Annotated in this window: 12 protein-coding genes and 1 pseudogene; 10 read left to right on the top strand and 3 right to left on the bottom strand. The window is 68.6% G+C overall.

What is annotated here, in order from left to right; genetic code table 11:
- Window positions 1–37 precede the first annotated feature (37 nt).
- Together VLR48_RS11200 and VLR48_RS11195 are read right to left on the bottom strand one after the other, a co-directional pair.
- Window positions 38–352, bottom strand: a complete 315-nt coding sequence (locus VLR48_RS11200; protein WP_325291865.1) for a low-complexity protein — start codon at window positions 350–352, stop codon at window positions 38–40.
- 108 nt (window positions 353–460) lie between these two features.
- Window positions 461–1,363 (bottom strand): spermidine synthase, encoded by a 903-nt coding sequence (locus tag VLR48_RS11195; protein WP_325291864.1) that lies wholly within the window; start codon window positions 1,361–1,363, stop codon window positions 461–463.
- A gap of 199 nt (window positions 1,364–1,562) precedes the next feature.
- Here VLR48_RS11195 and VLR48_RS11190 point away from each other — a divergent pair, with 199 nt between their 5' ends.
- Window positions 1,563–1,916 carry a YkgJ family cysteine cluster protein gene (locus tag VLR48_RS11190; protein WP_325291863.1) on the top strand — a complete coding sequence of 118 codons (354 nt, stop codon included), beginning with the start codon at window positions 1,563–1,565 and terminating at the stop codon, window positions 1,914–1,916.
- 24 nt (window positions 1,917–1,940) lie between these two features.
- Window positions 1,941–2,009: pseudogene (locus VLR48_RS20150) on the top strand (PhnA protein); the annotation flags it as partial.
- Window positions 2,010–2,108: 99 nt separating this feature from the next.
- Here the strand turns inward: VLR48_RS20150 and nhaR are convergent.
- Entirely contained in the window at window positions 2,109–3,017 is a 909-nt protein-coding gene (gene nhaR / locus VLR48_RS11185; protein WP_325291862.1) for a transcriptional activator NhaR, read from the bottom strand.
- A gap of 401 nt (window positions 3,018–3,418) precedes the next feature.
- Between nhaR and VLR48_RS11180 the strand changes: the two genes are divergently transcribed.
- The 8 genes from VLR48_RS11180 to VLR48_RS11145 form a co-directional block, all read left to right on the top strand.
- Window positions 3,419–4,066: a CDGSH iron-sulfur domain-containing protein gene (locus VLR48_RS11180; RefSeq protein ID WP_325291861.1), complete on the top strand. Its 648-nt coding sequence runs from the start codon at window positions 3,419–3,421 to the stop codon at window positions 4,064–4,066.
- A 101-nt stretch (window positions 4,067–4,167) separates the two neighbouring features.
- A complete protein-coding gene (locus tag VLR48_RS11175) occupies window positions 4,168–4,800 on the top strand; it encodes an HAD hydrolase-like protein (RefSeq protein ID WP_325291860.1) in 633 nt (210 codons plus the stop codon).
- A gap of 238 nt (window positions 4,801–5,038) precedes the next feature.
- A complete protein-coding gene (locus tag VLR48_RS11170; RefSeq protein ID WP_325291859.1) occupies window positions 5,039–6,103 on the top strand; it encodes a MoxR family ATPase in 1,065 nt (354 codons plus the stop codon).
- A 12-nt stretch (window positions 6,104–6,115) separates the two neighbouring features.
- Window positions 6,116–7,117, top strand: a complete 1,002-nt coding sequence (locus VLR48_RS11165) for a DUF58 domain-containing protein (RefSeq protein ID WP_325291858.1) — start codon at window positions 6,116–6,118, stop codon at window positions 7,115–7,117.
- Window positions 7,114–7,680, top strand: coding sequence for a DUF4381 domain-containing protein (locus tag VLR48_RS11160; RefSeq protein ID WP_325291857.1), 567 nt, complete (start codon window positions 7,114–7,116; stop codon window positions 7,678–7,680). The genes VLR48_RS11165 and VLR48_RS11160 overlap by 4 nt, the downstream gene beginning before the upstream one ends.
- 43 nt (window positions 7,681–7,723) lie before the next feature.
- Entirely contained in the window at window positions 7,724–8,740 is a 1,017-nt protein-coding gene (locus VLR48_RS11155; RefSeq protein ID WP_325291856.1) for a VWA domain-containing protein, read from the top strand.
- On the top strand, window positions 8,730–10,760 hold the full coding sequence (locus VLR48_RS11150; protein WP_325291855.1) for a vWA domain-containing protein: 2,031 nt from the start codon (window positions 8,730–8,732) through the stop codon (window positions 10,758–10,760). The genes VLR48_RS11155 and VLR48_RS11150 overlap by 11 nt, the downstream gene beginning before the upstream one ends.
- 69 nt (window positions 10,761–10,829) lie before the next feature.
- Window positions 10,830–12,673 (top strand): BatD family protein (locus tag VLR48_RS11145; protein ID WP_325291854.1); only part of this gene is annotated, 1,844 nt, incomplete at its 3' end.

Below are 12,673 nucleotides of genomic sequence, written 5' to 3'. Positions count from 1 at the left end.
GGCAGGTGAAGGGTTCATGGACGCCGGCGAGGTCGCTTCAGGTGGCGCTGCCGGATGTGCCGTCTTTGCCCTTGTCGGCGCCGCACTTGCCTTCGCCGCACTTACCTTCGGTGCCCTTGTCGGCGCCGCACTTGGCCTCGCCGCATTTGCCTTCCGCATCCTTGGCCCCGCCGCATTTGCCTTCGCCGCACTTGCCTTCGGTGTCGGCGCCGGCGAGCTGCATGTAGCCTGCGTCGAGCGACTGAGCGGAGAAGGGGTTGTCTGCGGCTTGGGCCAGGCCGAAGGCGCCGAGGCTGCCGACGAGGGCAGCACCGACCAGGGCGGCGGCAGGGGTGATGGTTTTCTTGGTCATGGTCTCGTCCTCGTGTCGATCGATGAGAAAGGCGGCGTCCGGGATCGGACATCCGACGCCATTATCGCAGCACTGCGCTCGGATTTGATACGTCGAAACCTCAGTGGTTCAACCGCGTCCCGGCCCTCGGGACCAAGACGCCCGTTGGGGTCGCCTCCGAAGCTTTCGACGCAGATCGGCTCCGTCGCGGAGTCGCTCCACAAGGATGCGAAAATCAAGCGGAAACAGGTGATTCAGCGTGATTGCGCGTTCATCCAGACACGCCCAGTCGATGGGGAATCCGGCGTCGGCGAATGCGAAGGCAATGTAGTTGTCGTCGTTGGTGACCCGCCCGAGGTGCACCCGGCCATCGAAGACCTCGTCGAGGAGCATGAAATGCGGATGCCATCCGTCGGCGGATCCGCAGAAGTTGGCGACCAGCACGCCGCCGGGCCGGAGCCGACCGCGGGCCGCTGCGTAGAAATCGCGACTGAGGAACGCGGGAGAGATGCCGTCGGCGTCGAAGCCGTCCAGCAGCAGGACGTCGGTGTCGCTCTCGTCGCTGGGAAGATAGTCCGCGGCGTCGGCACGCACGATGATCAGGCGCTCGTCGCGGGGGACGCCGAACTCGGCACTCAGGGCGATGACATCGGCGTTGACCTCGATCACGGTCAGGCGCGTGCGCGGCAAATAGCGGTGACAGAATTTGGCCATGGAGCCGCCGCCGAGGCCGACCATCACGACATGCTCGGGCTCGGGCACGAACAACAGGAAGGCCATCATCTTGCGCGTGTAGGCGAAATCCAGCGCGAACGGATCCGCGATGCGCATGGAGCTCTGCACGAAACGCAGACTGAAGAAGAGCCGCCGGGTCCGGCCGTCTTCGACGATGAACGGCTTGCCGTAGCGCCCGCTCAAGATGCGCTCGTAGAGCCGCTCCGGGTCGCAGGTCGCTGATTCGAGAACGCACAGACGGCCGTGCTCACCCAGCTCCTCACCCGGTAACTCCAAAAGCGTCGGTTGCTGCTGCACGGCGTGGTATCTCGTTGGATTGTTTGTTCCAATGCGGGCGGTGTTTCGTCACCCCGACGCGGTCCGGTGCGACTCCTCGGAGAACAATGGCACCGGACCCCGCCGAGGCATGATTGAATGGTTTTCGGATGTTAGTCGCCTTTCGGTGACGGTGAAGACCCGAGAGTCAAACGACAGCCGCGCGAGGAGGCGATGGACGATGAACCGCAACGACCGCATCATCGAGGTGCTCCGCCGGAAGATCCCGACCTTCGCATGCGAGCCCGGATGCCATGACTGTTGCGGTCCGGTCACCGCTTCGAGCGAGGAGATGGCCCGACTCCCGCTCAGAGCCGACGCGGAGCACGAGGCGGCGCTTGCCGCGTGGAGCTGCCCGCATCTCGGTCCCGAGGGTTGCCGGGTCTATGCGGAGCGCCCGCTGATCTGCCGGCTGTTCGGAACCACGCCGAGCCTGCCTTGTCCGCGCGGCAAGCGTCCCGAGGCCATGATCGATGCCCGCACCGAGCAGGCCATCCATCGCTATCTCGAGCAGACGCGGCAGGTCCTTGTTTAGCCCGGAACCGCGTCGGATGAAGAGAAAATCGAGTGCAATGCGGACAAGGTGAAGGGGCTGGTGCTCAAGACCTGTTTTCTCAAAAAGGTCTGAGTCGTCTCCGCGGGACCTCCACCACGGTACATTCACGCCATTGCAGGTGCTTCTGGAGAGGGATCCCTTGAGTTCTGCACTCCCGGCGCCCCGAGCACCTCACCCCCGCAGGGCAAAGAGGTCGTGCCGTGCCGACTCGGTGATCGTCGAGACCGCCGGATGCTTGATGTGGCGCTCGGCCGAGATGGCGTAATAGCGCTCCTTGATGTCGTCGACCCGGGCGATCAGCGCGACACGGTACTTTTCGAGGATGTCCTGCTCGACCGCGGTCGGTGTCGTGAAGATCCCGACCCCGGCCTCGCCGAAGGCCTTCATGAGCGCGCGGTCTTCGAACTCCGCGACGATGCGCGGCTTCACCTCATGTCGGTCGAACCAATGCTCGAGTGCGCGAAAGAGTGAGCTCGAACCCGTCGGCATCAACATCGGTGCACCGTTGAGCGAGCGCGGAAAATCCTCGCGATGGCGCTCTGCCAACTCCGGGACCGCGAAGAAGCTGATCCCGGATTCTCCCAGGACATGGTTGTAGGCGCGGATGTTGAGCGCCGGATTCACCGGGCTGTCGGCGAGAACCAGGTCGAGCTTATGCACAGATAGATCGGCCAAGAGATCCGTCAGAGGTGCCTCGTGACAGACCAGGCGCACGGGCTCCGGGAGCGCCAGCACGGGCGCCAAGACGCGATAGGCGAGCAGCTTGGGCACGACCATGGCGATTCCGACCCTGAAGGTGATGCCGGAGGCCGGCGGACGGCCCGAGACCACGTCCTGCAGCTCGCCCGTCAGCCTGAAGATCTCGTCGGCATAGGAGAAGACCACCTGTCCGCTTTCGGTCAACGCGAGGTTGCGTCCGGATTTGCCGAACAGCTTCGCCCCGATCTGCTCCTCGAGCTCGCGCAGCTGTCCGCTGATGGTCTGGGGCGTGAGGTGCAGGATCTCGGAGGCGCGGGCAATGGACCCGTGCGTCGCGACGGCCCAGAAGTAGCGCAGGTGCTTCATGTTCAGGTTCGGCATCGGGGGCGGATCCGCGCGATTGGGGTGGAATGCGAAGGATCCGGGCCGGGGTGTTGCCTACGGGCTGTCTCGGCGATGGCTATCGGCGGTTGAGCGGCGGAGCTCGCGACCGGATCACTCGGCATGATAACCCGAAAGCCGGGCTGCGGATCCGATCCGGGACCGCATTGCGCGTTCGTGCAGCCCGAGTCGAACCCGTGCGCAGCGCGTTGCCGTGCCGGGCGTTGCCTGTTCCTTTGCCGGCCCCCACACTAGTGCCAGCACGGCGGCCAGGACCGTGCGCTTGCGAATGGCCGGAGCCGTCGCGTTATTCCGGTCTGAGCTCTCATCAAATCCACACCGTCGGCGGTTCGCCCCGGAACATCGCGGGCCGGATCCCGGCCGATCCCACCGAGGCACGCATGAGCAAGAAACAACCATTGGACTTCGCGGGGAAGGAGATCGACGTCAGGTTCGACGGACGGCTCTGCATCCACGTCGGCGAATGCGGACACTCCGCGGGCGATCTCTTCGTGGCCGAGCGTCAGCCCTGGTGCATGCCCGATGTGGTCTCGAAGGCGGAGGTCCGCGAGATCGTCGAGCGCTGTCCGAGCGGCGCCTTGACCTACACCGACAAGGCCGGTGTACCCGAGGCGCCACCTGCGGAGAATAGCCTGACGGTCGCCTACAACGGCCCGCTCTATCTCACCGGCGATTTGGAGATCGAAGGTGCGGGGGACGACATGCCCGGCGTGGGTTTCCGCGCGGCGCTGTGTCGGTGCGGGGCTTCGAAGAACAAGCCGTTTTGCGACAACAGTCATATCGAGGCTAAGTTCGAGGACTACGGCGCCGTGGGCGAGAAGGGCCCCGGACTGACCGCGACGGGCGGGAAGCTCAAGGTCGAGTTGCGGCCCGATGGCCCGCTGGTCCTGAACGGAAATCTGAGTATCCGCGCCGGCAGCGGTCGGCTCGCTTGGCAGGGCGAGAAGGCGTTTCTTTGCCGTTGCGGGGCGTCGAAGAACAAGCCGTTTTGCGACGGGACGCATAAGAAGGTCGGCTTTAAGGGCTGAACCGCAACTGAACCGCGCCCGGAGTGACAGGCGTCGTGTGTCGCTTTGTTCGGCCTCGTCGCGGCCAACGGCGATGGTGAGGCGCGGTTCAGGAGGGACCGATGTCGGTTCACATCCTGTTCGATTTCGACGGTACCCTTGTCGACAGTCTCGAGGTCGCCTTCACGGCCTTTCGGGAGGTCGGCCCGCAGTTCGGGTGCGCGCCGCTGAGTCGGGAGCGGCTGGAGCGACTCAGGGGGATGCACGCGCTCGAGGTCGTCCATGCCTTGGGTGTGCCCATGTACCGGCTGCCGCAGCTCGCGACACGGATGCGCCGCGCCATGCGTGCCGATCTGATGGAGACGGCGCCGATCGAGGGTATCGGCGAGGTGCTGGAGGCGCTGCTGCAACGCGGGCATCGCTTGGGTATCCTGTCGTCGAATGCGCGGGCGAGCGTGAACGAATACGTCCGACGCCATCGGCTGCCCGGTCTGGATGCCGTGATTGGCGGAACCGGTCTCTTCGGCAAGGCCGGGGCCTTGCGGCGGCAGGCCCGCGTGCAGGGGATCGACACCCGGCGTCTGGTCTATGTGGGCGACGAGCTGCGCGATCTGGAGGCGGCGCGCGATGCGCGAGTGCGCTTCGCCGCCGTGGTTTGGGGCTACACGCCGTTGGAGAGTCTCGCGGCTGCCGGGCCTGATTTTCAGTGCCGCCACCCGCGGGATCTGCTCGCGATCGACGTCGAGTTACCCTAAGCCACTATTCGGAAACAGGGTGAACACTCGATAAAGGGTAGGATGAGTAGAGCGCAGCGAAACCGATCCAGCCCGCGACAAGTGTATCGGACCGAGTCCCGGCAACGCAGTGGTTTGGAGGATGGGTTTCGCTGCGCTCTACCCGTCCTACGGCATGACTGCTCCCCGGCAACCGGAGCGCAGGCAACATAAGAGACGCATGACGGCACGGGCCGATGGCGTCCGAGACGACACCACGATGGAGGAGCCGACGACCTTGGATCAGATCACCGCCTCGCAACGCGCCGCCGCAACCACGGCCGCATCTACCCCCGGATTCGCTGTTGCCGACACCGCGCCTGATTCACTCGCGGCCGAGTTCTCCACACTGCGCCAGCAGGTCGGCGAGACCATCCTCGGTCAACGCGGCCTAATCGATCGGCTCCTCATCGCCCTGCTCGCCGACGGCCATCTGCTGGTCGAGGGCGCCCCGGGGCTGGCCAAGACCACGGCCGTGAAGGAGCTTGCCGCCGGGCTCGAGGGCGATTTCCATCGCATCCAGTTCACCCCGGATCTCTTGCCGGCGGACCTGACCGGGACCGAGGTCTATCGTCCCCAAGACGGGACCTTCCGGTTCGACCGCGGCCCCATCTTCCACAACCTGCTGCTCGCCGACGAGGTCAACCGCGCGCCGGCCAAGGTGCAATCCGCCCTGCTGGAGGCGATGGGCGAGCGCCAGGTCACCGTCGGCCGCGAGACCTACCCCTTGCCGCGGCTCTTCCTGGTCATGGCGACCCAGAACCCGATCGAGCAGGAAGGCACCTATCCGCTGCCCGAGGCCCAGCTCGATCGCTTCCTGATTCATGTCCGGGTCGACTATCCGGATATCGCGACCGAGCGTGCCATCTTGCGGCTGAATCGCGACGAGGCCCGACGGGATCGCGCGACCTCCCCAGGCGTCGTCCTCAGTCAGGCCAGCGTCTTCGCCGCCCGGCACGCGATTCTCGATCTCTACATGGCCCCCGAGGTCGAGGACTATCTGGTCCACCTGGTGATGGCGACCCGCAAGCCCGAGGCCTACTCGCCCGACCTGTCCGGGTGGCTGCGCTTCGGCGCGAGCCCGCGTGCGACCATCGCCCTGGATCGCTGCTCGCGCGCCCTGGCCTGGCTGAACGGGCGCAGCTTCGTCTCGCCCGAGGATATCCAGTCGCTCGCCCCCGATGTGCTGCGTCATCGCGTGCTTCTGTCTTACGAGATGGAGGCGGAAGGCCGCCGGCCCGACGACTTCATCGAGGCACTGCTTGCGCGCGTCCCGGCGCCTTAGGCGGCCCTCGCCATGCGATCGAACCCCCTAACTGGGAAGGACGCGACGACGCGGCATGCGCGGACCGAGGGCATCCTCCCCGAACTGACCGAGCTGATCGCCCTGCGCGAGCAGGCACGACGTCTGGATCTCGCGCCGCGCGGCCGGGTCCTGGCGACGCGCACCGGCGGCCATGTGGCGCGCTTTCGCGGGCGCGGGATGGAGTTCGACGAATCGCGCGTCTATCAGCCCGGCGACGACCCGCGCAACATGGACTGGCGCGTCACGGCCCGGGCCGGTCGTCCCCACGTCAAGCTCTTCCGGGAGGAGCGCGAGCGCCCGGTCTGGCTGTTGGTCGACCAAGGGCCGACCATGCGCTTCGGCACTCGCATCGCCTTCAAGTCCGTCGTCGCCGCGCGTGCGGCCGCGCTGCTCGGCTGGGCCGCCGTTGATCGCGGCGATCGGGTCGGCGGACTGGTCTTCGACGAGACCCGGCATCTGGAGCGCCGCCCGGCCTCGCGTGCCGGGGGGCTCCTGCCGCTCCTCGACCGTCTGGCGAGCCCGGCGCCTGCCTTCTCCGCGGATGCCGAAACCTCCGGCCCGGCCGGCGGCTACGCCTCGCTCGGGGATGCCGCCGGACACCTCGTCAGGCTGGTGCGCCCAGGCAGCCTGGTCGCCGTCATCAGCGATTTCGCCGACATCCTGCGCACGCAGACACGCTGGATGACCGAGCTGGCCGCCGGCTGCGAGGTCATCCTCTTGCCGGTCCACGACAGCATCGAGATCCAGGCACCGCCATCCGGACGCTACCCCGTGACCGACGGGCGCCGACGCGGCCTGCTGGATCTGACCCGTTCCGGGAGCCGCGAGGCGTACGAAGACCTGTTCCGAAGCCGGATGGAGGCCCTGGAACGGCTCGCGCGGCGCAACCGCGCCCACCTGCTGCGCCTGACCGCGGATGTCCCGGTCGGTCCCGCACTGGCGCTCGGTCTCGGCGGGCGAGGACGCTTGCCCGCCGCGGGGGGCTTCGCGTGAACGGCGATCCTCTGGCGCAACTGCGCGACTGGCATCTGCCGGATCCCATCCAATGGTGGCCGCCGGCCCCCGGTTGGTGGATCTCCGCCACCGTGCTGCTGGCGGTTCTGCTCTGGGTGGCCGGCGTGCGCTGGCGCCGGCATCGGCGTCGGGGTGCCGCCGCCCGTTCGGCCCTGCGCGAGCTCGCCGTGCTGCGGGAGACCGCCCGGGCCGACGGTGACACCCGCGTCTTCGTCGCCGCACTCTCGCGCCTGCTGCGCCGGTTCGCCCTCGCACGCTTTCCGCGCGAGCAGGTCGCCGGACTCACCGGCGATGCCTGGCTCTCCTTCCTGGATGCGACCGGCGGGGGGGAGGGCTTTCGTCGCGGACCGGGTCGAGCACTCGCCGATCTGGCCTACGGCGCGACCGGCGCCGGCGAGCCACCGCCGAATCCGGATGCCCTGGTCGAGTTGGCCGAAACCTGGATCCGCGCGAACCGTCGCCGCGGCGGCCCCGCGGTTCGCGGGGCCGAGGAAACGCCTGCCAACCCAGAGGCCGAAGCGCCACCCCTTGCAACGAGATGACCCCAAAAATCACCCCAAAAACACCCGCCGAGCGCGTTTCAGCATGATCACGCTGGCCTGGCCTCTAGCCCTCGTCGCCCTCCCTCTCCCGCTCTTGGCGACCTGGCTCCCGCGCGCCCCCGACGAGCAGGGCGCGGCCTTGCGCTTTCACCTGGATCCGGACCTCGCGGGGGAGGTTGCGCGCGGGGCCCGCGGAACCGGCTCGCTGAGTCCACGCCTGATCTTCGCCTTGATCGCCTGGGTCCTGATGGTGCTCGCCGCGGCGCGTCCCGAATGGGTCGGGGATCCCGTCAGGCTACCGGTCTCGGGCCGAGATCTGATGATCGCGCTCGACATCTCCGGGAGCATGGAGGTGGCCGACTACGAGCTGAACAACCGCATGGTCTCGCGCATCGCACTCGTCAAGGCGGTCGCGGACCGTTTCATCGGGAGGCGGGAGCAGGATCGTCTCGGACTCATCCTCTTCGGCTCCCGGGCCTATCTGATGACACCGCTCACCTTCGATCGCACCACGGTCGGGACCATGCTGAGCGAGGCGGTGGTCGGGCTGGCCGGTCGCGAGACCGCGGTCGGCGATGCCCTTGCCTTGGCGGTCAAGCATCTGCGCGATCAGCCGGAGGACAATCGCGTCGTCATCCTCATGACCGACGGTGCCAACAACGCCGGACACATCGAGCCGCTCGCCGCCGCGGAGCTGGCGGTGCAGGCGGGCGTGCGCGTCTACACCATTGGGATCGGCGGCGGAATCGGCGGGGGGATGGCGCAGTCGCGCTCGCCCTTCGGCGGCGTTCCGGCGCGCGCGGGCAGCGATTTCGATCCGGTGACGCTCGAGCGCATCGCCGAGATGACCGGCGGGCGCTTCTTCTCGGCCCATGCCCGCGAGCAGCTCGAGGAGATCTACGCCGAGCTCGACCGTCTCGAGCCGAGTGAGCGCGACGAGCGCTCGCTTACGCCGAGGCGTTCGCTCTACATGTGGCCGGCGGCCGGTGCGCTGCTCCTGAGCTTCGGCTTGGCCGCCGGGCCGCTGCTCTCCGCGGGGGTGCGCCGTCGTGTGGCCTGAGATTCAGCTTCTGCGACCCATGTGGCTGCTGGCCCTGATCCCGGCGTTGATCCTGCTCATGCTGCTGTGGCGACGGCCGGCCGGCGCGCTGGTGTGGCGACGCCTGGTCGATGCCCATCTGCTGCCGCATCTCCTGGTGGGTGCGGATCGTGCACCGCGACGCCTGCCGCTGTGGCTCTTGGGTCTCGGTTGGCTCCTGGCGACGCTGGCGTTGGCCGGACCGGCGTGGGAGCGTGTCGCGCAGCCCGTCTACGGGACCAGTGCCGCGCGCGTCATCCTGCTCGACCTCTCACCGAGCATGAACGCGGCCGATCTGCGGCCATCCCGTCTCGCGCGCGCCCGATTCGAGGTCATGGATCTGCTGAAGGTATCGGAGGAAGGGCAGGTCGCGCTGCTCGCCTTCGGCCCCGAGCCCTTCGTGGTCTCGCCGCTGACGCGGGATGCCGCGACCATCTCGTCTCAGGTGCCCCAGCTGACGACCGACCTCATCCCGGTGTCGGGGGCGCGCGATACCGCACGGGCCTTGAATGCGGCCGGCGAGCTGCTGGGGCGTGCCTCCGCCGGTCGCGGCGATATCGTCCTGGTGACCGACGGGGTCGGCGACCTGGCCTCGGCCCGGTTTGCCGTGCAGGCATTGACTGCCGGCGGACATCGCGTCTCGGTGCTCGCGGTCGGCACCTCCGACGGTGCGCCCGTGCCCCTAGCCCCGGACGGGACGCGCGGTTTCGAGCCAGACCCCGGCGGCGGGGTCCGGATCGCGCGCCTGCCCGAGGCCGAGCTACGCGAGCTGGCCCGGCTCGGCAACGGCCGTTATGTCGAATCGCATGCAAGCGACGCCGATACCCGTGCACTCATGGGCCTCGGCTCCATGGATGCGGAGATGACCGAGGAGCCGTCGCTGCTGTCCGATCAATGGCGCGAGGAGGGTCCTTGGCTGTTGCTTGTGCTCTTGCCCTTCGCCGCCTTGGCCTTCAGGCGCGGTTGGCTGTTGTCGATCCTCGCCTGTGTCATGATCCTGCCGCCGACCCCGGGATGGGCCTTCGAGTGGTCCGATTTCTGGTGGACGGCCGATCAAAAGGCCGCCCGACAATTCGAGGCCGGCGCGAGCGCGGAGGCGGCCGAGCTGTTTCGGGATCCGGCGTGGCGTGCCGCCGCCAGCTATCGGGCCGGCGATTACGAGCGCGCACTCGCGGCCTTGTCCGACGTGCCGGACCCGGACGTGGACTACAACCGCGGCAATGCACTCGCGCGCCTCGGACGGCTCGACGAGGCCATCGCCGCTTACGAGCGTGCACTGGAACGCGATGCAGACCATTCGGATGCGCGTTACAACCTGGAGCTGCTCCAAGCGCTGCGGGACCGCCCGCCCGAGTCGTCCGAGGGCGGGGAGTCGGGGGATGGCGAGGGCCAAGGCGAGGGAGAGGCGGGTGACGCCGCAAGCGACTCGCAAGGCGCATCCGGGAAAGAGCCTTCGGGCGGCGGAGGCGATCCGTCCGACGCGCCCGGCAGCGGCGACGCGCAGGCGGACCCGGCCGAGAGTCCCGAGGACGCGGGCGAGCAGGCGGGCGAGGGCAAAGAGGGCACCGAGCCGCCATCCGAGCTCGCATCCAATTCGGCCGAGCACGACGGCTCGGATGCGGCGGGTGAGCCGGGAGCCGATGCGTCATCCGATCAGGCCTCGCCGAACCGCTCCGAGACCGGACCCGCATCGAGCGGAAAGGGCGGGCCGGCTGGCGACCCGGGCGATATCGGACCTGACGACATCGCCGAGACCGAGGATGTCGCGTTGCCGGAGGATGAAACCGCCGGATCGGCGCAGCACGCAGACGGGGCATCGGATCCGACGACCGAAGATTCCGCGCCCTCGGAAAGCGACCTGTCGGACGCACTCAGCCCGGAGGCGCAAGAACGCGCACAGGCGATGGAGGCGCAATTGCGCCGAGTCCCGGACGACCCGGGCGGTTTGCTCCGACAGCGGTTTCTCCTTCAGCATCTGCGCCGCGAGGGGCGCTTGCCCTGAGCCGCCGCATAGGCGACAACGACACCTCGAAACGCACGTATGCGTCGACTTTGAACCTGGATGTGTGACTTGATTCGACTCGACCGGACCTCCTCTCGACGCGCAGACGACGCGACGTCCAAGCGGCCTCGGCACCTGATGCTCGCCGTCCTGCTCCCGCTGCTCTGTGCCCTCGCCGTGTTCGCTCAAGGCGCATGGGCCGACAGTCTTCGCGCCGAGATCGATCGCGACCGCATCGCCGCGAACGAGACCCTAATCCTGCAGCTGTACGGTGATGGTCGCCTCTCGGTAGAGCCCGAGCTCCAGGTCCTAGAGGCGGATTTCGACATCCTCAGCCGCAGCCAGAGCGAGCGCATGAGCGTTCTGAACGGCTCCGTCTCGCACACGCGCGAATGGCGCATCGAGCTTGCCCCCAAGCGATCGGGTCGACTGGAGATCCCCGCGCTGGCCTGGGGCGATATGCGCAGCGCGCCGCTCACGGTCGAGGTCGTCGAGGACGCCGCGGCCCAAGACCCCTCCGCCGGCCCGAAGCCGATCTTCGTGCGGACCGAGACGGACGAGCCCACACCCTACGTCCAGCAGGCGTTTCACTATCGGGTCCAGGTGCTCTACCGCGAGCGCGAGGCGCCGCAGCGTGCGGTCCTCTCCGAGCCCGAGGTGGAGGGTGCGACGATCAAGCGCGACGGAGAGGATCGCGCATCGGTCGAGGTCATCGACGGCCAGCGTTATCAAGTCATCGAGCGACGCTTCCTCGTGGTGCCGCTGCAGAGCGGCCCCCTCGTGATCCGCGGTCCCCGACTGGAGGCGGTCATGCCGGCACCGCGGCCGTCAGGTCGTCGTCCTGTCGACGATTTCGATGCGCTGTTCGGCGCCGGACCCTTCGCGGGGCTGTCGGGGATGACGACCACCGGACGGCGGATCGTGGAGCGGGCGCCCGATCTCGAGATCCAGGTCCGTGCGCAGCCGCCCGGTTCGAGCTCGCCCTGGCTGCCGGCGGAATCCGTCGAGATCTCGGACGAGTGGGTCCCCGCGTCGCCGCGGTTCCAGGTCGGCGAGCCGGTGACGCGTGTCCTGACGGTCACCGCGCGCGGCGTCACCGCGGCCCAGCTGCCGCCGCTCGTGCTCGATCCGCCGGACGGTGCGCAGCTCTACCCCGGTCAGACCCGCGCCGAGGACCTACCGGGCGTCGGCGCGCCGGTCGGACTCAGGAGCCTCGAGGTGGCCCTGGTGCCGACCCGAGCCGGGAGTCTGACCCTTCCCGAGGTGCGTATTCCCTGGTGGGATACGCGCGAGGATCGCGAGCGGGTGGCGGTCGTGCCCGCGCGGACCCTGGAGATCGCTGCGGCGCCCGCCGAGACCGCCGGCGCGGGGTCACCCCGGCCGTTCGCGAGCGCGGGCGAGCCGGCGTCGGAGGACACGGCCGCCGTGCCGGATCGCGTCGACGCGGACGCCGAGCCTCGCGAGTCGGGCCGATGGCCGTCGATGGCGGAGGACTGGGTGCGTCGCGCGATCGCCGGTCCGATCGGTCTCGGGGTTGCCGCGCTCGGCCTGATCGGTCTCGGTTGGCTCGCCGCCCTTGTCTGGCTCAAACGCGGATCGCGCCGTCGCGAGTCCCCGGATCGAGTCGAGACCCACGCCTCGCCGCAGGCGCTGCGCGAGGCACGCCGGCGCGTCGAGCAGGCCTGTCTGAACAACGACGCCCGCGGCGCGCGCACGGCCTTGCTGGCTTGGGGACGGGTCCGCTGGGCCGGGCAGGCCGCGGCGGGGCTCGGTGCCTTGGCCCGGCAGCTCGGCGATGCCGCCGCGGCCGAGACACTGGCGCGGCTCGACCGAGCCCTCTATGCCGGCACCGCGAGCGCCGGTGCCGGGGCGACATGGGACGGTGTCGGCGCCTGGCAGGCACTCGAGCCTTG

The sequence above is a fragment of the Thiocapsa sp. genome, assembly GCF_035467215.1.
GTDB lineage: Bacteria > Pseudomonadota > Gammaproteobacteria > Chromatiales > Chromatiaceae > Thiocapsa.
Note: the sequence above shows the minus strand (reverse complement) of the source record. Positions and strands in the feature narration are given on the sequence as shown.